Origin of the sequence: Flavobacterium chryseum (assembly GCF_004362015.1) — a bacterium.
GTDB lineage: Bacteria > Bacteroidota > Bacteroidia > Flavobacteriales > Flavobacteriaceae > Flavobacterium.
In genome coordinates, this window is record NZ_SNWW01000009.1 from 133134 (window position 1) to 158909 (window position 25776).

A 25776-nucleotide genomic window follows, 5' to 3' on the forward strand; every position below is an offset into this window, starting at 1 on the left:
AATATTTATCTTATATTCCGTATGAAAAATCATCTTTTTAAAGCCAAATTACATCTGAATGATTCGAAAATTAAAAATACTATTTTCTATTATACTTTGCCTTTGTCTACAAAGCGTTTGTGCACAAACAAATAAAACTAAAAAAGAGGCTAAAAAAGACAGTGCAGCAGTATATAAACAAATTCAGAATTACTCTAAAAAACGAAAATTTACCAAAACACTTCATAAATTACTTTTCAGGGCTAATAGACCAAAAAGAGAAGAAGATCAGCTTATAGAAAAGAAGATCAAAAATTATGATGGTAAAATTATTCGAAAAATTAATGTTATTACGCTCGATCCTTTCGGTCAATCAATAGTAGACACGACAAAACAACCGAAAAACTGGGGTGAAAGAACGGGTAATAAACTGCATTTAAAGACAAAGAAAATAGCGATTTATAATTTATTGCTTTTTAGAAGAAATACTATTTATGATTCTTATAAAATACAGGAATCTGAACGTTTGATACGTTCTCAAAGATATGTTTCCGCAGTAAAAATTACAAATGAACTGGTAAGCCCGGCATCAGATTCTGTCGATGTTACCATTCGTGTTTTAGATTCCTGGAGTACTATTCCAAGATTTTCGATATCAGGCAGCCGGGTTTCAGTTGGATTCAAAGAAAAAGATTTCTTTGGTTCCGGACAACAGCTTGAATACCGTTTTACCAACCGTTTCGACGATGGTCAAAATGGAAATGACATAACTTATACCGTTCCAAACATCACCAATACTTATATCAGCGCCGTATTAAAATATAATATGGACTTAGATAATAATTATAGTAAAAGTGTTGATTTCGAACGCGCATTTTACTCTCCCTTAACCAAATGGGCCGGAGGAATTTTGGTTGCGCAGAACTTTAGAAAAGATACACTTCAGGCACCAAAACCTGATACAACTTTTGCTTTTCAGCCTTTTAAAAACAATATTCAGGATTTATGGGTAGGAAAAGCTACAAAGGTTTTTGAAGACGATGTTAACGGAATTACAAATTTGATTGTTTCTGCTCGTTTTTTAAATGTCGATTATACAGAAATGCCTTCGGAAGTATATGACCCGACTCATTTTTATTCGGATGAAAAATTGATTTTAAGCGGAATCGGAATCAATACAAGAAAATTTATTAAGGACAGTTATATTTTCAGGAATGGTGTTACAGAAGACGTACCCCTTGGCCGGATTTATGGTATAACACTTGGATACCAATATAAAAATAAAATTTGGCGGCCTTATGTAGGAGCGCAGTTTTCGTATGGAAATTATTATGACTGGGGATTTTTAAGTGGGAATTTTGAAGTGGGAACTTTTATTCACCAATCAAAAACCTATCAAACTGCCTATTTATTTGAAACCAATTATTTTACAAAATTATATAGTATTGGAAACTGGAAATTAAGACAATTCATTAATCCGAAAGTAGTTCTTGGTGCAAATCGGGAAGAAATTATAGGAGATGAACTTAATTTAAACAACCAAAATGGTTTGCAGGGTTTTAATACTGCTTTGTATGGTACCAGTAAAATGCTTTTGTCTGTACAAACACAAACGTATGCTCCTCATGCGCTTTGGGGATTTCGTATGAATCCATTTTTTAATTACACATTGGCGTTGTTAGGAAGACCAAACGATGCTATGTTCAATAACAAAGCGTACCATAAAATTACTCTTGGTCTATTAATAAGTAATGATTATTTGGTTTTCAGTTCTTTTCAGTTATCCATGTCATACTATCCAAGTATTCCACTACAGGGAGATAATGTATTTAAAACCAATACTTTTGAAACTACAGACTATGGTTTACAAAATTTTGAACTTGCAAAACCAAGAACTGTAGAATATAAATAGGATGAAATAAATTGAAAATTATTTTATTTTTTAACCTTTTTATAACTTTTTAATAATCAATCATTTCCATCTACAGTAAGGAATTTTACTCGACAAAACATGTATTTTATTCGTCGAAATACACTTCATTTTCATTTTTGGCACAGTATATGAATATCGCTAAGTAACATTAAGATTAACATAAAAACTAAAAAAAATGAAAACAATTAAGATAGCAATCGCAGGATTATTTCTTTTGATTGCAAATGCCACACAAGCCCAAGTATCAGTAAACGTAAATATTGGAACACGTCCGGATTGGGGACCATCGGGTTATGCAGAAACAGAATATTACTATTTACCTGATGTAGAATCATATTATGATGTTAGAGCTTCACAATTTATTTATTTTGGTGGAGGAAGATGGATTAGAGCAAGTCGTTTACCAAGACAATACCGTAATTATGATTTGTACGGAGGATATAAAGTAGTTTTGAATGATTACCATGGAAGAACTCCTTACGCTTACTTTGATAGACATAGAGTTACCTATTATAAAGGATATCACGGTGCGCCACAAAGACCATACAGACCAAGACCGGTTTATGGATATAATGACCACCACCAACATAGAGACAATAGATATCATGACAAACATGATAGACACGATAAGCACGATAAACATGACAGACATGATGATCACCACGGACGCGATGATCACCACGGAAGAAGATAATCAAGCAAATACCAGAGAGCATCAGACAATGATGCTCTTTTTTTATTGGTGGTCATCTTTAAAATTCAACATTAACATTTCATTTAAATAATCTTCAAAAATATAATTAGTATTTTTGAAGCTCTTTCAAAAATATTAATTGCGCCATGCGAAAAATTCATTTACAAATTCTTCTATTTTTCTTTACAGGGATTTCTATTTCTTTTGCACAACAACCACAAAAACCCAGTTCTGTAGAAATTTATAATCAGATAAAAAAATTAAACTTTTTAGGTTCTGTATTATATATTGCTGCACATCCGGATGACGAAAATACCCGCTTAATAACCTATATGGCAAATGAAATGAATGCCAGAACAGGATATTTATCATTAACACGTGGCGACGGAGGACAAAATTTAATTGGACCCCAATTGCGAGAATTATTAGGTGTAATAAGAACCCAAGAATTAATTGAAGCCAGAAAAATTGATGGTGGTGAACAGTTTTTTTCGCGCGCCAATGATTTTGGTTTCTCTAAAAATCCTGATGAAACTTTACAAATTTGGGATAAAGATAAAGTCCTTGCCGATGTTGTCTGGACTATCAGAAAATTTCAGCCTGATGTAATTATCAACAGATTCGATCATCGTTCGCCCGGTACAACACACGGACACCATACATCATCTGCAATGTTGAGTGTCGAAAGTTTTAAGCTAACCAACGATCCAAAAATATATCCTGAGCAATTAAAATATGTAACGCCATGGCAGGTAAAACGTCAATTTTTTAATCCGTCGTGGTGGTTTTACGGAAGTCAGGAAAAATTTGATGCTGCGAATAAATCAAAATTTACAAAGCTGGAAACAGGCGTTTATTATACCGGAATTGGAAAATCAAATCAGGAAATTGCCGCTTTAAGCCGCAGCCGCCATCAATCGCAAGGTTTTGGAAGTACAGGCGCAAGAGGTAATGAAACCGAATATCTGGAACTTATTAATGGAGAAAATCCAAAAGATCGTGATAATTTATTTGACGGAATTGATACAACATGGAACCGTGTTAAAAACGGAAAACCAGTTGGTGAATTAATTACTAATATCATTCAGAATTACAACTTCAGTAATCCGTCAGCAAGCATTCCGGATTTAGTAAAAGCTTACACCATGATCCAAGCTTTAGATGATGATCATTGGAAAACCTTAAAAGCAACCGCTATAAAAAATATCATTTCTTCTTGTTCAGGTTTATATCTTGAAGCCGTCGCAAATGAACAGGAAGCAACTCCGGGAAGTACCCTAAAATTAAGTCTTGAAGCCATTAACAGATCTTCTATTGAAATGCAATTAACCAGCGTAACAACTTTACCGGATAATAAAACAACGATTCAAAATGCTATTTTAAAAAATAATAACGATCAGAAAATAAACCTGCAACTACAAATTCCAAATACGATTGAATATACACAACCGTACTGGCTTAAAGAAAAAGCAAGTGTTGGAATGTACACGGTATCAAACCAGGAAAATATTGGAATTCCGGATATTATAAGAGAAGTCAAAGTTGTTTTTAATGTAAAAATAAATGGAGTTGAAATTCCGTTTGAGCGTACCGTTGTTTATAAATATAATGATGGTGTAAAAGGCGAAATGTACAATTTTCTAGATATTGTTCCGGAAGCGACAACTTCGATCCCTGAAAGAGTTTTGATTTTTAAAGATACCAAAAGCAAAATGATTCCGGTAAAAGTTCGTGCCGGAAAAGATGGCATCAAAGGAAATTTACAACTTGAACTACCAAAAAGCTGGGCCGTTTCTCCACAGCAAATTCCGTTTTCTTTAGAGAAAAAAGGAAATGAACAAATATTTTATTTTGAAGTTACGCCACCAACATTACCGGAAGAAGCTGTTGCAAAAAGCATCATAACGATTGATAATAAACGTTTTGATAAAGATGAAACTATTATTGATTACAGTCATATCACGAAACAAATGGTCTTAAAACCAGCTGAATCTAAATGTATTCGAATAGATTTAAAAACATCCGGAGACGCTATTGGTTATATTATGGGAGCCGGTGACGAAGTTCCGGGAAGTTTAACCCAAATGGGATATAAAGTAACGATTTTAAAAGCAGAAGAAATTACTCCTGAAAAACTGGATTCTTTTAGTACCGTTATTACAGGAATTCGTGCCTATAATACAGTGAATGTTTTAGCAAACAAACAAAAGATACTTTTTGATTTTGTAAAAAGCGGAAAAAACATGATCGTTCAGTACAATACGCCACATAGTTTAGTTACAGATAAGATTGCACCATACGATTTAAAAATTTCGAATGATCGTGTTACTGAAGAAAATGCAAAAATTACTTTTTTGGCACCAAATCATCCCGTTTTAAACACGCCAAATAAAATCAGTACAAAAGATTTTGAAGGCTGGACACAAGAACAAGGATTGTATTATCCTAATGAATATGATCCTGCCTTTACTCCTGTTATATCCTCGCACGACAGAGGCGAATCTGCTAAAGATGGTGCATTGTTAGTAGCACCATATGGAAAAGGATATTATATTTACACCGGTTTAAGCTTTTTTAGAGAATTACCCGAAGGCGTGGCCGGAGCTTACCGATTGTTGTCGAATATAATTTCACTAAAGCAGCCAATAGAAGCTCCTAAACAGGAACTAAAAAACTAATAAATCAAAATTATGGAAGCTAAAAAAACAAAAAAGTGGAAGAAAAGCTATACCTACGTTTTGGTAGCGAACGCTGTTTACATTGTGATTTTTTTCTTAATCATGCAATTATACTCATAACCTATGCAACTATTTGATTGGATCGTACTGATTGTCACCCTTTTGTTTATTGTTGGATATGGTTCCTGGAAAACCAAAGGAAGTAAAAACGTCGAAGATTTTATTCTCGGAAACAACGAAACGCCTTGGTATACCGTTGGGCTTTCGGTTATGGCAACTCAAGCCAGCGCTATTACCTTTCTATCGACACCCGGACAAGCGTATCATGACGGAATGGGTTTTGTGCAATTCTATTTTGGTTTGCCAATTGCCATGATTGTGATTTGCGTGACTTTTATTCCGTTATATCACAAAAATAAAGTTTTTACCGCTTATGAATTTCTCGAAAAACGATTCGATCTAAAAACCCGTTCTCTGGCAGCAATCTTATTTTTGGTTCAAAGAGGTTTAGGTACCGGACTTACGATTTATGCTCCAGCCATTATTTTATCGGCTCTTTTAGGTTGGAATTTAACGTACATGAATATCATTATTGGTCTTCTTGTTATTATTTATACATTTTCCGGAGGGACAAAAGCCGTAAACGTAACGCAAAAGCAGCAAATGTTTGTGATTATGACGGGGATGATTATCACTTTCTTTCTGATTCTGCATTACTTACCAAACGATATGACCTTTACAAGTGCTTTGCATATTGCAGGAGCAAATGATAAAATGAATATTGTGGATTTTTCATTTAATCCGGAAGAAAAATATACTTTTTGGAGCGGAATTACCGGTGGATTTTTCCTTGCCCTCGCCTATTTTGGAACTGATCAATCTCAGGTTGGACGTTATTTATCCGGAAAATCAGTTCGCGAAAGTCAAATGGGATTGATCATGAACGGGCTTTTAAAAGTTCCGATGCAATTCTTTATTTTGTTAACGGGAGTTATGGTTTTTGTGTTTTTTCAATTCAATCCCGTTCCGCTGAACTTTAATCCGAATAATAAAATCGTCATTGAAAAATCAGCTTACAAAGAAGAATATCATGCTTTAGAAAAAAAACTAGCAACACTTTCTGAAGATAAAAAAGTAATTAATCTTTTATACATCGATCAGTTAAATCAGGATTTTGATAACCCTATTTTGCGTAAAGAATTAGTAACTTTATCAAACAAAGAAAGAGATTTAAGAGATCGTGCCAAAGAAATCATTTCGAGGGCAGATAGCAACAGTGAAACCAACGATAAAGATTACGTCTTTTTTCATTTCATTTTGCATTATTTACCAAAAGGTCTTATTGGTTTATTGCTGGCGGTAATTCTCTCAGCAGCGATGTCATCAACAGCTTCAGGATTAAACGCATTAGCCTCTACAACAGCAATTGACATTTACAAACGAAACCTCAAAACCGAAAAATCAGAGAAACATTATCTGAATGCAACTAAATTTTTCACGCTTTTTTGGGGAATTGTAGCAATTCTTTTCGCCTGCGTAGGAACTTTATTTGAAAATTTAATTCAGCTCGTAAACATCATTGGTTCTATTTTTTACGGAACTGTTTTGGGAATATTTTTAGTTGGATTTTATTTGCGTCATGTGGGTGCAAAAGCAATGTTTACAAGTGCTGTAATAAGCCAGACAACCATTTTTATAATTTATTATTTCCTGATATACCAACAGGAAAAACTGGGTTATTTGTGGCTGAACTTTATTGGAGCGATTTTAACAATTATACTTGCTTTGATTATTCAGTTTATATTTTGTAAAAGGAAATCGAATTCTGAAATTTCTTTTGAATAATTATTGTAATTTTCTTTTTTAATTTTAGCGTTATGAAAGATTTAAATAAATATAGTAATAAAACAAAAGCTGCTTTCATACTGCTGATTGTAATGTTGATTATACTTTTAAGCAATTTCAATACGCTGCAAAATTCTAAAAAAGTCAACGAGAACATCAATGCGATTTATAACGACCGACTTGTTGTAGCGCATTATATTTTTCAATACTCAAAAGAACTTCACTTTATAAAAAGTGAAGCCGAAAAAATGAATCTGAATGATGCCATCAAAAAAAATGAAATCATTCGTACTTTAAATATCGTTCACAACATTGATGATCTGTATGCTAAAACCGTTTTAACCAATAAAGAAAAAGAACATTTTGATAATTTTCTGGCTTCCTGTAAAGAAATCAACAATCTGGTCGAAAATAAAAATTGGAATAAAATTGTTTTTGTTAGTGATCAGGCTTTAAGAACTTTAGAATCTTTATCTGAAATTCAAATTAAAGAAGGAAAAGCAAAATTAGCGAATGCTAATGCGATGTATAACAAAAATAATAGCTTAGGACAACTTCAGATTGCTTTGCTTATTATTTTGGGAGGAATAACTTTTTATTTGCTCATTGTAAAGAAAATCAAAACAAAAATCAAAATTCCGGAACCACCTATTATGAATTAGAAGGTTTTAAGTTTCAAGTTGACAGTTACGAGTTACGAGTTCTTATAGTTAGACCTGATAGGTTTTAAAAACCTGTCAGGTCTCTGCTGACTTAAGCTTTTGTCATTTCGACGGAGGAGAAATCACATGTGCTGAACACGTTTGCAGATAACGTAATGTTGCTCTCTGGATGTGATTTCTCCTCCGTCGAAATGACACACAATGCGCTTATTGTCAATAAAGCATAAAAAAATTCCAAATTCCAAGCTAAAACATTGGAATTTGGAATTTTAAAATATTGGAATTTCGAAGCTATTATCTACTCCACTCCGCAATACTATCTTTGTTCATTTTTACGTAATCCTGATTGTTGGCAGCTTCGGCAGCAGCTAATGATGCTTTTGCTGTTTCGATTGCTCCTTTTTTATCACCTTGTTTTGCCTGAATCAATGATTTTAATCTTGACATAAAATATGGCTTATCAGTGCTCATATCTAAGGCTTTATCAACATATACTTTGGCAGTTGCAATATTTCCGTTTGATTGAAACAAATACTGAGCTGCAGCAAAGTAATCATTTGAAGTTGGTCCGGCTAAAGTTTTTTCGATGCTTGCCGTTGCATTTTTAGAAGTAGGAACTTCAAATTTCAACGCAACATGAGAGTTTTCCCAAGCCATTTCTAAGTAAGCAAAATTAGGATCTAAACCATTAATTCCAATCGTAAAAGTTTCAACCGGAGTTGGTAAAGCATCTTCTTTTACAGTTGTTTTTAACGCTACATTAGCCTCGTTCCAGTTTTCAGGTAATCCCCAGTTATCAGTAGACAGATAAAAAATGATCTCCCAGCTTTCGATCTTAGGAATTGTATAAATTGCATATTTTCCTTTTTTTAATGTTTTACCATCAATAACAACATCATCACTAAAATTAATGATCGTGTTTTCGTTTGCTCCGGTTCTCCACAATTTACCAAACGGAACCAAATTTCCAAAAACCGCTCTGCCTCTCGCTCCAGGTCTTGAATACGTAACTTCAACATCAGTTAAACCAACAGTTTGTTTAATATATCCTTTAGGACTCGCTTGTGGTGTTTTTATTTGCGCTTCTGTAGCAAAAGGTGCCAGAATGATGGCCAATGCAATTAGTAGTTTTTTCATTTCTTGAGTTTATTTGTTTTGTTCAAATTTACAAATTCAATTAGGGAACAAATGTTAAATTTTACATAATTCAAGTTCCTAACTGTGATATTTTTTGCGCATTTAATTCGCTAAACTCATTTATTATTAAGTCGGCATCAGCTAAATCCTGTAATTTAGAATGATGGCTATTGTAACCCACACAAAAAATCCCAGCTGCCTTTGCTGCTTTTACACCATTTGTACTGTCTTCAATTACAATACAATTTTCTTTTGGAGCAATTGATAATGAAGCTGCATGCAAGAAAATAGCCGGATTTGGTTTCGATTGAGGAAAATCTTCACCACTTACAACATCCGTAAAATATTGGTGCAAATTGAATCTTGTAAAAACGCGTTCGATCGTTACTTTTGATGCAGAAGATGCCAAAATCAACTGAATTCCATTAGCATACAAATCTTTAATTAAATCTTCAACACCTTCTAATAAATATAAATCTTCTTTAGTGTCAAAAGCTTCATTAAAAATGTTTCTTTTTCTCTGAATCAAATCTTCAACTTCATGTTCGATTGTTGGGAAAAAACCTTTTAAGGTCTGAAATGTATTGCGAGTTGAAAATCCCGTAAACGAAGTATACATTTCTTCGGTTACATCAATATTTAATTCTGAAAATTGTTTGTAATAAGCATAACGGTGAACAGGTTCTGTATCTACAATTACACCGTCCATATCAAAAATTACTGTTTTAATCATTTTTTTCTTTTAAGGTACTGAGGTTCTGAGGGGCTAAGGTTCTAAGTTCTTTTTTAAAAGTCTTTTTTAAAGCTCTGAGGAACTAAGGTTCTAAGGATTCTTCCGATGCCAAAAAACCTTAGCAACTTAGAACCTTAGTATCTTAGCCCCTTTATTTCTTAAGTAAATATCTAATTACAGTTTCGGCAGCGTGAAGGCCAAATAAACCCGGCATATAACTGTTAGTTCCGTAAAAAGATTTTTTGAAATTTTTTCCGTCTGTAAGTTTTAAGCTTTTTTCGTCCTGAATTTCAGATGAGAAAACTACTTTCAATTTATTGATTTTTACTTCTTTTAAACGCTTGCGAATTGCTTTAGAAAAATAACAATTAATGGTTTTAGAAATGTCACTTACTTTTACTTTAGAAGCTGTCATTTTTCCGCCAGCACCCATGCTGCTTATAATTTTAACCCTTTTGCGTTTTGCGCCAATAATTAGATTTAATTTTGGAGTAATGCTGTCAATACAATCTAAAACATAATCAAATTCTGGAGAAACAATCTCGAAAGCGCGCTCCGGAGATAAAAATTCCTGTACACGAGTCAGTTTTAATTCCGGATTAATATCCATCAAACGATCTCCAACAATTGTAATTTTTGGTTGTCCAACTGTCGAATGCAAAGCCGGTAATTGTCTGTTAATATTTGTAATATCGACTACATCACCATCAACAATTGTCATATTTCCTACTCCCGCTCTTGCCAAAAATTCAGCCGCAAAAGATCCTACTCCACCCAAACCTACTACTAAAACATTCGCGTTTTGTAAATTTTGCAATCCTTCTTTTGTAAATAAAAGCTCGGCTCTTTCTGTCCACTCTGCCATATATGTTATTTGTTTTAATTTTCTTTGTTTCAAGTTTCAAGTCTTAATTCTTCAATCTTGATTCTTTTATCTCTCAAACACTTCCTTAAAATTACTTGAAATAATCTCTTGTAAATCTTTAATAGTTATGCCTTTATATTCTGACGCCAGATCGTAAACTTGTTTAATATTTTCTTCAATTTTATCCGTTTCCAGAAAAAAAAGATCATTGGGTACATTCTGAAAAACGGTTTTTAATTCTGGATTTCGGAGCAAATATTTTCCAAACGATATATAAAAACCTTCTTTAATAAGCTGTTCCGCAATTTGATTGTTTTTAGAAAAACCATGCATAATCATCGGAACCGAAATTTTCATTTTCTTTTTGATGGCTATAACTTCCTGAAAAGCGGCGACGCAATGTATTACAACAGGTTTTTTATATTTTTCGGCCAAAACCAATTGTCTTTCGAAAACTGAAATTTGTAATTCTAACGGAATCTCAATTCGTTTATCTAAACCACATTCACCAATGGCAAGGCAATTTTCGGTTTGCAATTTTTCTTCAATAATTTTCAAATCGGCATCAACTCTGTTTTCTGTAATATACCAGGGATGAATCCCGATTGAATAAGATGGAATTGCAGCATCAAATTCATTTGGATATTGATTAACCAACTCTAAAATATTGGGTTGATTGGTAAAGTGATGCGTATGAAAATTAAAGAAATCCATTAATGAAATGTTTTTACTCCAGCCTTAATTTCGACATTCAAATCATTTTCCAGAGGAACTAGCGGACAAGAATATTTATGATTATAAGCACAATACGGATTGTAAGCCTGATTAAAATCTACTGCAATAGTATTTCCTTTCGGAATTTTTAGATCGATATATCGTCCTCCTATATAACTTTCTTTTCCGGAAGTTAAATCGGAAAAAGGCAAAAACAAATGATCTTTATATTCTTCCGTTTTAGAAAGTTCAATATTTCTATACACATTCAAATGCAGTGCAACACCATTTAACTTAAAGTATAAAGTCCCGTATTTGATATATTTTGGAGTTCTTGTCCCGGTAGTTTTCATCTCAAAAACCTTTTCATTCTTTGCTTTTACAAACTTTGCATTCACAAAATATTTTGCGTCAATTGGATAAAATTCTAAAGTTTTAAAAGTTTTTAAATCTTCCTCCATCAACGGACTCTTCTTAGCATCAGCATATTCTGAGTTTATTGTTTTCTGAAATTTTTCTGTGTCAGCTTTGTTAAATTTGCTTTGGCTAAAGCAGAAATTAAAAGCAAGCAATACTAAAAAAGCAATACCATTTTTCATCTTTGAAATTTTGAGCAAAAATAGTTTAAAAGTAACAAAGCACCAACCGCTATACCCGACAAAGTTTCCTAACTTTGTGGCAAATAACTTCATTTACAATGCTCAAAACCGTTTTTAACCAATACATCAATAATTTTAGAGGATTTTCAAGAGAAATTTGGATACTTACGCTCGTTACTTTTATAAATCGTGCCGGAACAATGGTGCTTCCTTTTTTATCAAAATACTTAAAAGAAGATTTGCAATTTACTTATAATCAAGTAGGCTGGATTATGGTTTCTTTCGGATTGGGATCAATGTTGGGTTCATGGCTGGGCGGAAAATTATCTGATAAAATTGGTTTCTATAAAATCATGATTTTTAGTTTATTTACCAGCGGTGTTTCGTTGTTTTTTATACAATATATTACCACTTTCTGGGCATTGTGCGTTGCAATGTTTGTGTTAATGGCTATTGCAGATATGTTTAGGCCTGCAATGTTTGTTTCATTGGGCGCTTATGCAAAACCCGAAAACAGAACCCGTGCCTTAACTTTAGTACGTTTAGCGGTAAATTTAGGCTTTGCTGCGGGACCTGCTTTGGGAGGTTTAATAATTATGGGAATTGGTTATCAGGGACTTTTTTGGGTTGATGGCGCTTCATGCATTATCTCGATTTCAATTTTTGCCTTATTAGTTAAGGAGAAGAAAAAAGCAGTTCACGGCGATAAAATGGAAATTCCGGCAGAAATAAAATCGGTTTTTCATGATCGTATCTTTTGGGTTTTCTTGTTTGTAAGTTTTATAACGGCCATGATTTTCTTTCAGTTGTTTACTACTTTACCTTTATATCATAATGAGAAATTTGGTTTGAGTGAATTTCAAACCGGATTACTTATGACTTTAAACGGACTTTTAATTTTTGCTCTAGAAATGCCAACTGTTGGTTTTATGGAAAGAAAAAGTTTTCCTAAAATACGAATTATCATTCTCGGATCGTTCATAATGGCTTTGAGTTTCTTTTTGTTATTGATAAATGTCTGGGCAGGAATGTTAGTTATTAGCATGATTTGTATTTCGATAGGAGAAATTCTAACCTTTCCTTTTTCGAATGCATTTGCTTTAAGCCGAGCTCCACGTGGTCAGGAAGGCCGTTATATGGCACTTTATACAATGAGTTTTAGTTTGGCACATATTGTAAGTTCAAAAGTTGGTTTCGAAATGATTTCTCGTTTAGGCTATCAAATCAATTGGCTTTTTATGGGTTGCATTGGCATTGTTGCTACATTATGTTGCTTTTGGATCAAAAAAGCATTACTCGACGAAAAAATTTCATAAAAAATTTATTCCTCATAAATTACTAATATTCAATTTATTACATTTAAATTTGAATCACTTTTTGGTACTTCAAACCTAAATCAAACTTACTTTTTAGTTAAATAACTATATTTATAGTTGCGTAACTAAAAATATAGTTGTAGGTTTGAATTAAAATTAGAAAACATGCAAAAGTTAACCAACAAAGAAGAAGAAATCATGCACATTTTATGGAAGCTTAAAAAAGCATTCGTAAAAGAAGTTCAGGCAGAAATTACTGAAGATCAACCGCATTACAATACCCTTTCGACTATTGTTCGTAATCTTGAAGAGAAAGGTTTCGTGGGGCATAATGCTTTTGGAAACACACATCAATATTTTCCGATCATTACTTTAGAAGCCTATAGCAAAAAGTATATGAAAACGGCCATTGATAACTACTTTAATAGTTCATATAAAAATATGGTTTCATTTTTTGCCAAGGAAGAAAAAATTTCGGCAGATGAATTACGCGAAATTCTGGCTATGATCGAAAATCCAAAGGAAGAAAAATAGAAGCAAAATAATTATTTATTTATGGAAGCACTTTTCATTTTTATCGCAAAATCAAGTGGACTTTTAGTCTTGTTTTACTTTGCTTATTATTTTTTACTACGCAAAGAAACATTTTTTAATAGTAACAGATGGTTCTTATTAATAGGTTTGATCACTTCTGTAGTATTGCCTTTTTTGGTTTACACTAAAATTGTATGGGTCGATCCTACTCCAATGCCAAATCTTGATTATTCTCATGCTTACTTTCCGCAAACAATTGAGAAAGAAACTTTTGAGATCAATTGGAATTTAGTTTCACTTGCTATTTATGCGATAGGATTTTCTGCTTTTATGATCAAATTTGCACTTGATTTTTATAGTTTAAATTCGGTTTTAAAAGGAAAAAAAGTGCAGCAACAAGCTGATTTTAAATTTATAGATATCAACGAAAATATTGCTCCGTTTTCTTATTTTGATTATATCGTGTACAACTCATCAATGTATACGGAAGCAGAATTAGAAAATATTCTGGAACATGAAAAAGTGCATAGTGATCAAAATCATACTATTGATGTTTTAATTTCGAGAGTTTTTTGTGTGCTTTTCTGGTTCAATCCAATTATTTGGCTGTACAAAAAAGCCATTCTTCAAAACCTTGAATTTATTGCCGACAGCGAGGCTGCCAAAAAAATATCCGACAAAAAAGCGTATCAATACACGCTTTTAAAAATAACAACACACGAATCATGTGTTGCCATTACCAATCATTTTTATCAATCATTAATCAAAAAACGAATTGTCATGTTAAACAAAAATCAATCAAAAAAGAGGAATTACTGGAAATACTATGCGGTACTTCCTGCCCTTGTAGCCTTTGTTTTATTATTCCAAATTAAAACAATTGCACAAGAAAAAAAAGAAGTTGAAGAGCAAACTGAAAAAGTTGAGAAAAATGTAAACCTCGATGTTTACAAAATCAAAAAAACAACAACAGATCAGGAATTAAAAACAATGGCTGAAAAGCTAAAGCAAAATCATGATGTAAATTGTGAAATATCTGAAGTAAAGAGAAATTCTGCTAACGAATTAACTGCAATCAAAGTTGATATCGAAAAAGGAACAGGAAAAGCACAAACCATTCAGATTGAAGGCGATAATGCCATAAAAAGTTGTGGAATTGTAATTACAACTAACAATGGTACTAAAAAAATTAATGTTATCACAGATGGAGGTATCGATGAACCTATGATTATTGATAATCGTATTGTCGAAGTAAGAGAGATGCATAATTATAATAATAACAGTAATGTAGACGCTGCTGACCTTCCGTCTCCACCCTCTCCGCCTTCTCCTCCAACAATGCCAAACTTTCCTGTTGGGCCAATGCCACCTGCTCCTGCTATAGACATGTCTAAAATGCCAAAAGCTCCCACAGCTCCTAAAAATGTGAATGATAAGGTAGCTATGAAACAGTTTGAAAAAGAACTGGAGGAATTTGAGAAAAAAATGGAAGCTTTTGAACCGGATTTATCTGCTTATGAAAAACAAGTAGAAGAAATCATGTCTAAACGCGAAGCTATTTTCGATAAAGAAATGGAAAAATATGATGTTGCTATGGAGAAATATGATGCTGAAATGGAAACCTACAATCAGTACATAGAACAAAAATACGGTAAGGATACTGAAGAGTATAGTAAGAATATGAAACAGTTCGAAAAAGACATGAAGGCTCATGAAAAGAACATGAAGGAACATGAAAAAGCTTTGAAGAAATTTCAGAAAGAAAATAAACGATCTTAATAATATTTAGAATGAAAGAGACATTTTTTATTGCAGCGTTATTGTTCGTTCTAAATTTATGTTTTGGTCCTAAAATAGAAAGTAAAGAAACGAAACACAAAATAGATCGTTATATTAAAGAAGTGACAGAAGTAAGAGAAAAATGCTTTTAAATCTTTTTAGAAGGAATAAAAACCAGTGAATGATTCACTGGTTTTTTTTATGATTTATCGTTAAAAAAATAGAGATTAACTATTTCATGAAAGTGAAACAAATACTAATTCTAAGTTATATAAATATGAAAAAAATAATTTTAATAGTCCTAATGAAAATCAGTTTTTCTTGTTTGGCGCAACAAAAAATTGCTGCATTTTCTGAGAAAGAAATTTTGGCATTAATGGATAAAAATGCCAGTACATTATTAGAAAATTCAAAGTCAAATTCGGTTTCAATTGGCATTGTAAAAGATGGCAAAACGTACACCAGACATTACGGCGAAATAGACAAAGAAAAAGGCAATCAGGCCAATAATAACACCATTTTTGAAGTTGCCTCAATCACTAAATTGTTTTACCGGATTATTAATGGCTCAAGCAGTTCTGGAACATAAAATAAATTTAGAAGATGATATCAGAAAATACATAACAGGATCGTATCCGAATTTAGAATATCAGGGGAAACCTGTTCGAATTAAAGATTTGGTTTCTTTTAGGTCCGGTTTTAGTAAAGATTTACCCGATAGCGAGTTGAGAAAAATTCAAAATGACAGCAGTTATATTGGTTTTAAAAAACTTGATGAATCTTATAACAAAGAAAAATTCTTCGAAGATTTAAAAACAATGAAATTAGATACATTACCTGGAACAAAGTTTAAATATAGCAACGGAAGTGTACAACTTGCTGCGCATATTTTAGAAAATGTTTATCATAAAAGTTATGAAACGCTACTTAAAGAAAATATATTTTCAAAGCTCAACATGAAATCTACACAACTAAACGTAGACAAAAATATGATTGCTAATGGTTATAATGGCAAAAAACTGATGCCAACAATTTCTGATAATCTTTGGGGTGCTGCGGGTTATTTAAAATCTACTTTAGGTGATTTAACCAAATTCCTTGCTTTTGAATTAAATACCAAAAACAAACTGGTTCTGGAATCTCAAAGAAATATCAACAACAGCGACAGCGATTTTAACGGTTATTTTTGGGACGGAATACAAATTGATAACAATGGTAAAAATTGTTGGAAACATGGTGGAGCTTTTGGCACACAAAACATGTTTTTAGTTTATCCAGAACGTGGTTTAGGAATTTCGATAATTGTAAATATTAGCAACGAAAAAACGGCAAATGCATTAGGAAATGCTATTGTGAGTTTGTCAGGAGCTTTACTATCTAATGAAAATTCTAGAAAGGAAATTTACGGATATAAAATCATAAAAGATAATGTCGTTTTTATATATCAACATGATAAAGAATTGGATGCTGACTTAGTAAAAAGTGTTTCGATAGCCGGATCATTTGACAATTGGAATCCTAAAGATAAAAATTATCAAATGATTAGAAAAAACAAAAATACTTTTGAACTTTCTGTTCCGAAAAGTCAATTTGAAAAAGACAAAAGCCAAATGTTTAAATTTGTAATCAATAAAACAGGCTGGATTGAAGCACCAAAAAATGCTCTAAACATTGAAACTGGCGGAGATAAAAATTTGATTTTAAAAATTGAATAACCAAATAATTACTATTTAAAACCTAAAAAGACTTTGTTAAAATGCAAAGTCTTTTTTTATATCTTTGATGAAAATTAACCTTCCATGTATAAAATTTTAGCCAAAATAAATAAAATTCTTTTACCGAGTTTTACCAAACAAGGTTTAGATATTGCAAAAGCAAAAAAATGGCAAATGGCTATTATTGGCTATCGTGCTTACGTTACAAAACGTGCTTTAGAGTAATTAATTTAAAAGAATTTCCTTTAAATAACTACTGAGCTGAACAAAATCATGCTCTTTAACTGCTATTTGTAGTTTACCTATTTCAGCTCAATTTCTATGAAAAATAAAGAATTCAACATCCCTCCTGTTCCGGCAGTCCTTTTAGCTATTATAAGTGTACAATGCGGTGCAGCAATAGCTAAAACACTTTTTCCTGCGATTGGAGCGGCAGGAACAGCATCAATTCGAATTGGAGTTTCGGCTTTAATTTTACTTATAGCCTATAGACCGAATTTAAAAGAAATTACACGTGAACAATGGAAAATTGTAGTTCCGTATGGTTTGTCTTTAGGTGCCATGAATTTAATTTTTTATCTCGCTATAGAAAGAATTCCGATTGGACTTGCCGTTACACTTGAATTTATAGGACCTTTACTAGTTGCTATTATTGGATCAAGACGTTTGGTCGATTATTGCTGGGTCTTGCTTGCCGCAGCAGGAATTGTTTTAATTGCTCCTTGGTCGAATGATAGAATAGATCCCTTGGGCGTTTTATTTGCTCTAATTGCAGGTGCGCTTTGGGCAGCTTATATTGTTTTGGGCGGAAAAATTTCTAAAATAATGAATGGCGGCCAGGCAGTTTCAACCGGAATGTTATTTGCAGCCATTTTAATTTTACCTTTTGGCTTTTACGAAAACGGATTGGCAAATCTTACTCCAAAACTTTTCGGAATGGGCGTTGCTTTGGCATTGTTATCAAGTGCAATTCCTTTTACATTAGAAATGAAAGCTTTAGGTCAGCTTCCTCCGCGTACTTTTAGTATTTTAATGAGCTTAGAACCTGCAGCAGCTTCTATTTGTGCTTTTATATTCTTGCAGGAAAATCTAAGTTTTTATGAGATTTTAGCCGTTGTTTGTGTAGTTGTTGCTTCGGCTGGATCTACTTTAACAGCGAAGAAATAAATTAACAAATTCTAAAATATTAAAAATTCCAAATCCCAACTTATTTCATTTGGGAATTTGGAATTTTAGAATTGGCAATTTAAAATCGGTATTACATTTTTGGTAACAATACAGTATCAACTACATGAATTACACCATTTGATTGGTTTACATCTGCAATAGTAACTTTAGCTTTGCTTCCGCTTTCGTCGCTTATGTATAAATCCTTACCATCCATCCAGGCTGTTAAAGTTCCACCGCTAACAGTTTTAAGAGTTGCTTTTCCTTTACCTACTTTTATTGCTTTAGCAATATCAGATGCATTCATTTTTCCTGCAACTACATGGTAAGTTAAAACATTTTGTAATGTTTTGATATTTTCTGGTTTCAATAATGTGTCAACAGTTCCTGCTGGCAATTTATCAAACGCGGCATTTGTTGGGGCAAAAACGGTGAATGGTCCTTTACTTTGTAATGTTTCTACTAATCCTGCAGCTTTTACAGCAGCAACAAGTGTAGTATGATCTTTTGAGTTAACAGCATTTTCAACAATATTTTTATTTGGGTACATTGCTGCTCCACCAACCATTACTGTTTTTTGTGCAAATGATGTAAATCCAAATCCTAATGCTAATACTGCTACAGCTAAAAATTTTCTAGTTTTCATAATTAATATTTTAAGTTATAAGCTCATTTACGCTGGAATATTAGTTTTGGTTTTGTGAAAAAATTAAAAAAACATTAACTTCATTAAAACATCCTCAAAAAACACTGTAAAACAAGGTTTTACTACTTAAAATTATTTTTAAATATTTTTAGAATCTTCATCTGTATTGTATTCTTTTTTTCGATAACTTTCCTAATAAATAAATTCATTATGGAAAATTTACCAAAAAAAGTAAGAAGTAAAAAGTTAAGTACAAGAGTTGATTTAACTGCAATGGTCAGCGTTTCTTTTTTGCTGATTATATTTTTTATGGTTACTATTGAGTTGGCTAAACCAAAGGGAATTGATTTGGGATTGCCTGATAATGATGTCACATGCGGATGGCGCGGTGGATGTGGAGGAGAAAATAGATCCGTTACAATTTTATTAGGAGAAAACAACAAATTAGTAACTTATACAGGACTTTTACATATACCTATTGTTGCTCCTAAAGAAACAATATATGGTAAAAATGGAATTAGGAAGGAACTTTATGCCCGAAATAAAAAAGTATTAGAATATTCTGCTGCACTTGGCAAAGCCGGAAGAGGAATTACCGTAATTATAAAACCTAGTAAAAAATGCAATTATAAAAATCTAGTAGATATTCTGGATGAAATGGCGATTGCTAAAATTGACACTTACGCTATTGTGCCTGAATTCACGCCTGAAGAAGCAAAATTATTGGCTTCTAAATAGTTCTTAAATTAACTAAAACCAAAATCGATGCAAAATCTACCGAAAAAAGTAAGAACAATGGTCAGCGTTTCTTTCTTGCTGATTATATTTTTTATGGTGACTATTGAATTGTCTAAACCAAAAATTATGGATTTAGATTTTTCTGACCACGGATGTTGTGACTGTATTCCTCACCACAGTGAAGAAAATAGATCGATTACAATTTTATTAGATAAAAATGATAAATTAATCTACTTTATAGGTTTTTTAGAAAATCCTATAAAAAAACCTCAAACAATTGCATATGGCAAAGAAGGTATACATAAGGAATTATTAGTAAGAAACACATTTATGCAGGCTTGCTCCTCAAAATTAGGCAGAAGAGAAGGAATTTCTGTAATAATAAAACCAAGCAAAAAATCTAATTATGGTAATTTGGTTGATATACTTGATGAAATAAAAATAATCGGAATAAATAGCTATGCAATTGTAGATGATTTTACTCCTGAAGAAACAAAATTATTGGCAATCAAATAAAATATAAAATCTATTTTTAAATTACTGCCAACCCCTGATGAAAAAGAATTTTAGACTATTTATTTCTTTTTTAGTTTTACATTAATCTAAGTCGAAATACGCTCAAGTTCTCGATTCCTCTCGAACTGACAAAACGTAAAACTCAGAATTTAAATTTAAAACAAATAAAACCTGAAACAAAAGAGCATAAAAAAAGTCCCACAGGAATGTGGGACTTTCTATTTAGAGGAAACTAAGAATTATTTTTTCTCAGTTTTTTCCATTTTAGCTTTTAATGCAGCTAATACATCATTGTTATCTCCTAAAGTTGCAGCTGGTGCATTTGTAGTAGAGTTAGATGAAGTATTTTCAGTTGCAGCTTTCACGTTTTTCTCTTCTTCTTCACGGAAGATAGCAGTGTGAGAAGCAACTACTCTTTTGAATTCTTTGTTGAATTCGATTACTTTGAAATCAGCAGTATCACCTTTTTTCAATTTCTTTCCGTCTTCTTTTTCAAGGTGACGAGTAGGAATGAAAGCAACGATATCATCTCCGAATTCTACAGTAGCTCCTTTGTCAACGATTTCAGAAATTTCACCATTGTGGATAGTTCCTACAGCGAAAGAATCTTCGTATTGATCCCAAGGATTAGCAGTAGTTTGTTTGTGACCTAAAGATAATTTACGTCCGTCAACATCTAATTCTAATACAACTACATCAAGTTTTTCACCAACATTTACAAATTCAGATGGGTGTTTGATTTTCTTAGTCCAAGATAAGTCAGAGATGTAAATTAATCCATCAATTCCTTCTTCTAATTCTACGAAAATACCAAAGTTTGTAAAGTTTCTAACGATACCTGTATGTTTAGAACCTACTGGGTATTTAGAAGTAATATCAGTCCATGGATCTTGAGTCAATTGTTTGATACCTAATGACATTTTACGGTCATCTCTATCTAAAGTTAAGATAACAGCTTCAACAACATCTCCAACTTTTACGAAATCCTGAGCAGAACGTAAGTGAGTAGACCATGACATTTCAGAAACGTGGATTAAACCTTCAACACCTTCAGCAACTTCGATAAATGCACCGTAATCAGCGATTACAACTACTTTACCTTTTACTTTATCACCAATAGTTAAATTAGCATCTAAAGCATCCCATGGGTGAGCGTTTAATTGTTTCAATCCTAATTGAATTCTTGTTTTCTCATCATCGAAATCAAGGATTACAACGTTTAATTTTTGGTCTAATTCAAGAACTTCACTTGGGTGGTTAATACGACTCCAAGAAAGGTCAGTAATGTGAATTAATCCATCAACACCACCTAAGTCAATGAACACACCATAAGAAGTAATGTTTTTAACAACACCTTCTAATACTTGTCCTTTTTGTAATTGACCGATGATTTCTTTTTTCTGTACTTCGATATCAGCTTCGATAAGCGCTTTATGAGATACAACAACGTTTTTGAATTCGTGGTTAATTTTTACCACTTTGAATTCCATCATTTTGTTTACATATACATCGTAGTCTCTAATTGGCTTAACGTCAATTTGAGAACCAGGTAAGAAAGCTTCAATTCCGAAAACGTCAACGATCATACCACCTTTAGTTCTGCATTTTACAAAACCATTAACGATTTCTCCTGTTTCGTTTGCAGAAATAACTCTATCCCATGATTTAATAGTACGTGCTTTTCTGTGAGATAATACTAATTGACCTGTTTTATCCTCACGGATGTCGATTAATACTTCTACTTTGTCACCAACTTTTAAGTTTGGGTTGTAACGGAATTCGTTTAAAGAAATAACACCTTCCGATTTTGCGTTGATATCAACGATAACGTCTCTATCTGTAATTCTAACAACTACTCCTTCAACTACTTCTTCTTGGTCTGTAGCGATGAAAGTTTTAGATACTAGTTCTTCGAATTCTTGTAAGTTTTTCTCATCTACTGCATCAATTCCTTCTTGGAAGTTATGCCAGTTAAAATTTGCTAAAAACTCTTCTTGTGATTTTAATTGTTCAGACATGCTCTGATAAAAAATTTGTATTCTGTTTTCCTTGAGTTTCATAAAGCAGTAGAAAAAACAGAAGTTGTTTTACATAAATAGTTGATACCTAAAGGAAACTCTTCTTTGCCAAAAGGTTTGCAAAATTAATACATTTATTTGTAATAGCAAAACAATTCTAAATGATTATCAGCCATTTGTTCAGGAGCAGAAGATTTCTGATTTTTCAAGACCTGACATCCCGCTATCCCCTATATCTTTTGCGCCGAACCCCGGCACAAAAGGATGTCAGTTTTATCGGGGCTAGATTAGAAAGTTTTATTTTAATTACAAAAAAGAATAAATAATACATCTTCTTAAGCTCAATGACTTTTTAATAAAATCTTTCATTATATAATCAATTTATTTTATAAAATAAAATCCCCATTTCTAAAAATAAGAAAATGGGGATTATGTATAAATTATAAGTTTTTTAATGACTTAAATTTTCCAATTCCTTTGGATCATGCTTGTGTTTAAACAAAACTGCAAAAGCTATTGCAATAACCAAAGCATAAGCTGCAAATGACAACCAGATTGTATGCCAGTCTTTCATTAGAATCGGGTTTCTAAAAATTCCGTCTGGAGAAATTGAATTTCCCTGGCTTTTTACAAATTCTAACATTTTAGGATTAGTAGTTTCTGTTTGCAAAAATCCAGATAATTCAATTGTATTACTAAACGATTTTGTAAAGAAACGATCAATAGCCCAACCAGAAGTTAAACTTCCTAAAACTGCTCCTACTCCATTGGTCATCATCATAAACAAACCTTGTGCCGATGAACGAATTTTAGAATCGGTATTACTTTCTACAAATAACGAACCTGAAATATTAAAGAAATCAAATGCCATTCCGTAAACGATACAAGACATAATAATCATCCATAAGCCACCTACAGGATCTCCAAAAGCAAATAATCCGAAACGTAAAACCCATGCTAACATACTAATTAACATTACTTGTTTGATTCCAAAACGTCTTAAGAAAAACGGAATTGCCAAGATAAATAAGGTTTCAGAAACCTGAGAGATCGACATAATAATAGTCGAATATTTAATTACGAAAGAATCTGCATATTTAGGAAAATGCTTGAATTCATCTAAAAATACATCTCCATAAGCATTCGTTAATTGCAATGCACCTCCTAAAAACATAGAAAACACAAAAAACAATGCCATTTTATAATTTCCAAATAATTTAAAAGCTTCTAAACCTAATGTTTCTACCAATGAAGCATCTTCTTTAGTTAAACGTTGCGGCGCGCATTTTGGCAATGTAAAAGCATAAATACCAAGTATTAAAGCTCCTATTCCTGCAATGTAAAACTGATATTCTGTTGCTTTGCTTCCACTTAAATTAGTAATCCACATTGCGGCAATAAAACCAATAGTTCCCCAAACACGAATTGGCGGAAAATCTTTTACAATGTTTTTATCATTTAGTTTAAGCGAAGTATACGAAATCGAATTACTTAAAGCAATTGTTGGCATATAGCAACACATTGCGGCAAACATTACATAAATAAAATTATCCGGTGTAGTTATTTGTGCAATACCAAATAAAACTACTGCATATAATATATGTAGAAAACCATACAATTTTTCTGCATTGATCCATCTGTCAGCAATAATTCCGGTAAGAGTGGGCATGAATAAAGAAGCAATTCCCATGGTTCCGAAAACAAGACCAAATTGAGTTCCTTCCCAATTTTTAGTTCCAAACCAATAATTTCCAATTGTTATAAGCCAGGCTCCCCAAACAAAAAATTGAAGAAAGCTCATTATAATCAACCTGTTTTTAATGCCCATATGATGAATTTGTCTTTAAAAATAAATGAAGCGGTAAAACTACCATTAAAAATGATATCTGCAAAAAATTAAACTGTTTTAACAACGTCATTTATTAATTCTAAAACAGTTGAAAACTGTTCTTCTCTTGTTAAATAAGAATTGTCAATTTCAATTGCGTCATTTGCAATTACTAAAGGAGAATCTTCACGGTGCGTGTCTATATGATCTCTTTCGACTACATTTTTCAAAACGTCTTCGTACGAAACATTGTCACCTTTTTGCTGCAATTCATCAAAACGTCTTTGTGCGCGGGTTTCTGCACTTGCTGTCATAAAAATTTTAAGTTCTGCATCCGGAAAAACAACCGTTCCTATATCTCTTCCGTCCATAACAATAGCTTTGTTTTTTCCCATTTCCTGTTGTTGTTCTACTAATTTAGAACGCACTTCAGAAACTTCGGCTACGATACTAACGAAATTAGAAACCTCAATCGTTCTAATTTGTTTTTCAACATTTTCTCCGTTCAAATACATCTCGCAGAATCCTAAGTCAGCATTCAAATTGAATTCTAATCGAATATTTGGTAAGGCATCAATAAGGCTTTTTTTATCAAAGAAATCAGTTCCTATCAATTTATTTTGCATTGCAAAAAAAGCTACTGCACGGTACATTGCACCAGTATCAACATATACATATCCTAGTTGTTTTGCTAACTGTTTTGCTAATGTGCTCTTTCCTGTTGACGAGAATCCGTCGATTGCAATGGTTATTTTTTTCAATTGTATGTTTTTAAATTTTCTAAATTCTATTTAATCATAGATACTCATTAGAATATCTGAATTGGTAGCCAATACTGTTGCAAATATAACCATCTTTCTCCTTATATGAAACATCAAAATAGCAATGAAAACCAATATTAATTAAGGTTCAGAACTGTAACCATGTACAGCTAAAACCTGATTAATAATTTTATTATTTTAAAATAATAACTGAGAAACAGAAAATTACCTAAGATTTTAATAGCAATAAAAAAAGCAATTCATAATATAATGAATTGCTTTTGATTTTTATTTTTTAAGAAGTATACTAGTAATAGATATCTAAAATGATTTTCGACTTAGAACCATCAATTAGCTTTTCAATTCTTTTAAAGAATGCTTCATTAACCATCGGGCAGCCATGGCTACGTGAAATATAATGATCTTGTTCATCAAGCGGAACTGCAGAATAGTGATGTAAAACGATTGCTCTTTTTAAAGCATTGTTATTAGTGTCATCTAAACCGGTTAATCTGTAAGCTTTTCCAAAAATTCCTTTATAGCACTTTTCAATAGAATATCTGCCCAATGAAGTGCAATTTGAATTTGGTTCATTGCTAAATTTCAATTCGCCGCCAATTCCTGTTTCAGAACCTGATCCGTGCGCTACAAGCCCTTGATCTAAGATTTTATCGTTTACTAAGTCGTAAACAAAAAAACGATTTTTACCTGATTTTATTCGCATGTCCACTAAAAAAGCAATTTTAGTGTTGTAGTTAGAGCCAGCTGCAATCTTCTCTTTTACTACGTTTATCTGATTGTTAAATCTTACGATTTCAGCATCAGTTAAATTTTCATCTTTAAAATTTAATTTTGAGGTATTAAAAAAACCTACAGTAACAAATAGAATCAAATAAAATATCTTCATAAAATTACCTAA

Annotated in this window: 25 protein-coding genes; 15 read left to right on the plus strand and 10 right to left on the minus strand. The window is 32.4% G+C overall.

Going from position 1 to position 25776, the window contains the following annotated elements; genetic code table 11:
- The first annotated feature begins 58 nt into the window (after positions 1–58).
- The 5 genes from EV143_RS17325 to EV143_RS17345 all read left to right on the plus strand — a co-directional run bounded on the left by EV143_RS17325 (position 59) and on the right by EV143_RS17345 (position 7791).
- Positions 59–1891, plus strand: coding sequence for a hypothetical protein (locus EV143_RS17325; protein WP_133509200.1), 1833 nt, complete (start codon positions 59–61; stop codon positions 1889–1891).
- A 196-nt stretch (positions 1892–2087) separates the two neighbouring features.
- Entirely contained in the window at positions 2088–2606 is a 519-nt protein-coding gene (locus tag EV143_RS17330; protein WP_133509201.1) for a hypothetical protein, read from the plus strand.
- 146 nt (positions 2607–2752) lie between these two features.
- Positions 2753–5284: a PIG-L family deacetylase gene (locus EV143_RS17335; RefSeq protein ID WP_133509202.1), complete on the plus strand. Its 2532-nt coding sequence runs from the start codon at positions 2753–2755 to the stop codon at positions 5282–5284.
- A gap of 123 nt (positions 5285–5407) precedes the next feature.
- Positions 5408–7129, plus strand: a complete 1722-nt coding sequence (locus EV143_RS17340) for a sodium:solute symporter family protein (protein ID WP_133509203.1) — start codon at positions 5408–5410, stop codon at positions 7127–7129.
- A gap of 32 nt (positions 7130–7161) precedes the next feature.
- The gene (locus tag EV143_RS17345) at positions 7162–7791 is read left to right on the plus strand and encodes an MCP four helix bundle domain-containing protein (protein WP_133509204.1); all 630 of its coding nucleotides are present in this window, start codon (positions 7162–7164) and stop codon (positions 7789–7791) included.
- 294 nt (positions 7792–8085) lie between these two features.
- Here the strand turns inward: EV143_RS17345 and EV143_RS17350 are convergent, their stop codons facing one another.
- The 5 genes from EV143_RS17350 to EV143_RS17370 form a co-directional block, all read right to left on the minus strand.
- Positions 8086–8928, minus strand: coding sequence for a DUF2911 domain-containing protein (locus EV143_RS17350; protein WP_133509205.1), 843 nt, complete (start codon positions 8926–8928; stop codon positions 8086–8088).
- 70 nt (positions 8929–8998) lie between these two features.
- Complete coding sequence (locus EV143_RS17355; RefSeq protein ID WP_133509206.1) at positions 8999–9661, minus strand: HAD family hydrolase; 663 nt, start codon at positions 9659–9661, stop codon at positions 8999–9001.
- 151 nt (positions 9662–9812) lie between these two features.
- Complete coding sequence (locus tag EV143_RS17360) at positions 9813–10526, minus strand: tRNA threonylcarbamoyladenosine dehydratase (RefSeq protein ID WP_133509207.1); 714 nt, start codon at positions 10524–10526, stop codon at positions 9813–9815.
- A 66-nt stretch (positions 10527–10592) separates the two neighbouring features.
- Positions 10593–11240, minus strand: a complete 648-nt coding sequence (locus tag EV143_RS17365; protein WP_133509208.1) for a TatD family hydrolase — start codon at positions 11238–11240, stop codon at positions 10593–10595.
- Positions 11240–11839, minus strand: a complete 600-nt coding sequence (locus tag EV143_RS17370) for a DUF1684 domain-containing protein (protein WP_133509209.1) — start codon at positions 11837–11839, stop codon at positions 11240–11242. Before EV143_RS17370 ends, EV143_RS17365 begins: the two co-directional genes overlap by 1 nt.
- 98 nt (positions 11840–11937) lie before the next feature.
- On the opposite strand from EV143_RS17370, the gene EV143_RS17375 reads away from it, so the two are divergent.
- The 8 genes from EV143_RS17375 to EV143_RS17405 all read left to right on the plus strand — a co-directional run bounded on the left by EV143_RS17375 (position 11938) and on the right by EV143_RS17405 (position 18350).
- A complete protein-coding gene (locus EV143_RS17375; RefSeq protein WP_133509210.1) occupies positions 11938–13155 on the plus strand; it encodes an MDR family MFS transporter in 1218 nt (405 codons plus the stop codon).
- A 165-nt stretch (positions 13156–13320) separates the two neighbouring features.
- Positions 13321–13689: a BlaI/MecI/CopY family transcriptional regulator gene (locus tag EV143_RS17380; protein WP_133509211.1), complete on the plus strand. Its 369-nt coding sequence runs from the start codon at positions 13321–13323 to the stop codon at positions 13687–13689.
- Between the two features lie 21 nt (positions 13690–13710).
- Positions 13711–15468, plus strand: a complete 1758-nt coding sequence (locus tag EV143_RS17385; protein WP_133509212.1) for a M56 family metallopeptidase — start codon at positions 13711–13713, stop codon at positions 15466–15468.
- A gap of 11 nt (positions 15469–15479) precedes the next feature.
- On the plus strand, positions 15480–15620 hold the full coding sequence (locus EV143_RS21530) for a hypothetical protein (RefSeq protein ID WP_166638179.1): 141 nt from the start codon (positions 15480–15482) through the stop codon (positions 15618–15620).
- A 125-nt stretch (positions 15621–15745) separates the two neighbouring features.
- Complete coding sequence (locus tag EV143_RS21920; protein ID WP_166638180.1) at positions 15746–16057, plus strand: serine hydrolase; 312 nt, start codon at positions 15746–15748, stop codon at positions 16055–16057.
- A complete protein-coding gene (locus EV143_RS17395) occupies positions 16032–17183 on the plus strand; it encodes a serine hydrolase (protein ID WP_133509214.1) in 1152 nt (383 codons plus the stop codon). The genes EV143_RS21920 and EV143_RS17395 overlap by 26 nt, the downstream gene beginning before the upstream one ends.
- Before the next feature lie 84 nt (positions 17184–17267).
- Positions 17268–17408 carry an SsrA-binding protein gene (locus EV143_RS17400; RefSeq protein ID WP_133509215.1) on the plus strand — a complete coding sequence of 47 codons (141 nt, stop codon included), beginning with the start codon at positions 17268–17270 and terminating at the stop codon, positions 17406–17408.
- Positions 17409–17504: 96 nt separating this feature from the next.
- The gene (locus EV143_RS17405; protein WP_133509216.1) at positions 17505–18350 is read left to right on the plus strand and encodes an EamA family transporter; all 846 of its coding nucleotides are present in this window, start codon (positions 17505–17507) and stop codon (positions 18348–18350) included.
- 91 nt (positions 18351–18441) lie between these two features.
- Here the strand turns inward: EV143_RS17405 and EV143_RS17410 are convergent, their stop codons facing one another.
- Positions 18442–18996, minus strand: coding sequence for a fasciclin domain-containing protein (locus EV143_RS17410; RefSeq protein ID WP_133509217.1), 555 nt, complete (start codon positions 18994–18996; stop codon positions 18442–18444).
- 210 nt (positions 18997–19206) lie between these two features.
- Here EV143_RS17410 and EV143_RS17415 point away from each other — a divergent pair, with 210 nt between their 5' ends.
- Positions 19207–19734, plus strand: a complete 528-nt coding sequence (locus tag EV143_RS17415; protein ID WP_133509218.1) for an ExbD/TolR family protein — start codon at positions 19207–19209, stop codon at positions 19732–19734.
- Between the two features lie 27 nt (positions 19735–19761).
- Positions 19762–20250 (plus strand): ExbD/TolR family protein, encoded by a 489-nt coding sequence (locus EV143_RS17420; protein WP_133509219.1) that lies wholly within the window; start codon positions 19762–19764, stop codon positions 20248–20250.
- A gap of 239 nt (positions 20251–20489) precedes the next feature.
- Here EV143_RS17420 and rpsA read toward each other — a convergent pair whose 3' ends face one another.
- The 4 genes from rpsA to EV143_RS17440 form a co-directional block, all read right to left on the minus strand.
- Entirely contained in the window at positions 20490–22268 is a 1779-nt protein-coding gene (gene rpsA, locus EV143_RS17425) for a 30S ribosomal protein S1 (RefSeq protein ID WP_133509220.1), read from the minus strand.
- Positions 22269–22719: 451 nt separating this feature from the next.
- Positions 22720–24096 (minus strand): nucleoside permease, encoded by a 1377-nt coding sequence (locus EV143_RS17430; RefSeq protein WP_133509221.1) that lies wholly within the window; start codon positions 24094–24096, stop codon positions 22720–22722.
- A 68-nt stretch (positions 24097–24164) separates the two neighbouring features.
- Entirely contained in the window at positions 24165–24857 is a 693-nt protein-coding gene (cmk, locus tag EV143_RS17435; RefSeq protein WP_133509222.1) for a (d)CMP kinase, read from the minus strand.
- A 307-nt stretch (positions 24858–25164) separates the two neighbouring features.
- Positions 25165–25764: a murein L,D-transpeptidase catalytic domain-containing protein gene (locus EV143_RS17440; RefSeq protein ID WP_133509223.1), complete on the minus strand. Its 600-nt coding sequence runs from the start codon at positions 25762–25764 to the stop codon at positions 25165–25167.
- Positions 25765–25776: the final 12 nt, after the last annotated feature.

What these genes read in the sequence shown, in the direction of transcription:
- EV143_RS17325 (WP_133509200.1), top strand. Translation starts at nt 59, where the DNA reads ATGATTCGAAAATTAAAAATACTATTTTCTATTATACTTTGCCTTTGT.
- EV143_RS17330 (WP_133509201.1), top strand. Translation starts at nt 2,088, where the DNA reads ATGAAAACAATTAAGATAGCAATCGCAGGATTATTTCTTTTGATTGCA.
- EV143_RS17335 (WP_133509202.1), top strand. Translation starts at nt 2,753, where the DNA reads ATGCGAAAAATTCATTTACAAATTCTTCTATTTTTCTTTACAGGGATT.
- EV143_RS17340 (WP_133509203.1), top strand. Translation starts at nt 5,408, where the DNA reads ATGCAACTATTTGATTGGATCGTACTGATTGTCACCCTTTTGTTTATT.
- EV143_RS17345 (WP_133509204.1), top strand. Translation starts at nt 7,162, where the DNA reads ATGAAAGATTTAAATAAATATAGTAATAAAACAAAAGCTGCTTTCATA.
- EV143_RS17350 (WP_133509205.1), bottom strand. Translation starts at nt 8,928, where the DNA reads ATGAAAAAACTACTAATTGCATTGGCCATCATTCTGGCACCTTTTGCT.
- EV143_RS17355 (WP_133509206.1), bottom strand. Translation starts at nt 9,661, where the DNA reads ATGATTAAAACAGTAATTTTTGATATGGACGGTGTAATTGTAGATACA.
- EV143_RS17360 (WP_133509207.1), bottom strand. Translation starts at nt 10,526, where the DNA reads ATGGCAGAGTGGACAGAAAGAGCCGAGCTTTTATTTACAAAAGAAGGA.
- EV143_RS17365 (WP_133509208.1), bottom strand. Translation starts at nt 11,240, where the DNA reads ATGGATTTCTTTAATTTTCATACGCATCACTTTACCAATCAACCCAAT.
- EV143_RS17370 (WP_133509209.1), bottom strand. Translation starts at nt 11,839, where the DNA reads ATGAAAAATGGTATTGCTTTTTTAGTATTGCTTGCTTTTAATTTCTGC.
- EV143_RS17375 (WP_133509210.1), top strand. Translation starts at nt 11,938, where the DNA reads ATGCTCAAAACCGTTTTTAACCAATACATCAATAATTTTAGAGGATTT.
- EV143_RS17380 (WP_133509211.1), top strand. Translation starts at nt 13,321, where the DNA reads ATGCAAAAGTTAACCAACAAAGAAGAAGAAATCATGCACATTTTATGG.
- EV143_RS17385 (WP_133509212.1), top strand. Translation starts at nt 13,711, where the DNA reads ATGGAAGCACTTTTCATTTTTATCGCAAAATCAAGTGGACTTTTAGTC.
- EV143_RS21530 (WP_166638179.1), top strand. Translation starts at nt 15,480, where the DNA reads ATGAAAGAGACATTTTTTATTGCAGCGTTATTGTTCGTTCTAAATTTA.
- EV143_RS21920 (WP_166638180.1), top strand. Translation starts at nt 15,746, where the DNA reads ATGAAAAAAATAATTTTAATAGTCCTAATGAAAATCAGTTTTTCTTGT.
- EV143_RS17395 (WP_133509214.1), top strand. Translation starts at nt 16,032, where the DNA reads ATGGCTCAAGCAGTTCTGGAACATAAAATAAATTTAGAAGATGATATC.
- EV143_RS17400 (WP_133509215.1), top strand. Translation starts at nt 17,268, where the DNA reads ATGTATAAAATTTTAGCCAAAATAAATAAAATTCTTTTACCGAGTTTT.
- EV143_RS17405 (WP_133509216.1), top strand. Translation starts at nt 17,505, where the DNA reads ATGAAAAATAAAGAATTCAACATCCCTCCTGTTCCGGCAGTCCTTTTA.
- EV143_RS17410 (WP_133509217.1), bottom strand. Translation starts at nt 18,996, where the DNA reads ATGAAAACTAGAAAATTTTTAGCTGTAGCAGTATTAGCATTAGGATTT.
- EV143_RS17415 (WP_133509218.1), top strand. Translation starts at nt 19,207, where the DNA reads ATGGAAAATTTACCAAAAAAAGTAAGAAGTAAAAAGTTAAGTACAAGA.
- EV143_RS17420 (WP_133509219.1), top strand. Translation starts at nt 19,762, where the DNA reads ATGCAAAATCTACCGAAAAAAGTAAGAACAATGGTCAGCGTTTCTTTC.
- rpsA (WP_133509220.1), bottom strand. Translation starts at nt 22,268, where the DNA reads ATGTCTGAACAATTAAAATCACAAGAAGAGTTTTTAGCAAATTTTAAC.
- EV143_RS17430 (WP_133509221.1), bottom strand. Translation starts at nt 24,096, where the DNA reads ATGGGCATTAAAAACAGGTTGATTATAATGAGCTTTCTTCAATTTTTT.
- EV143_RS17440 (WP_133509223.1), bottom strand. Translation starts at nt 25,764, where the DNA reads ATGAAGATATTTTATTTGATTCTATTTGTTACTGTAGGTTTTTTTAAT.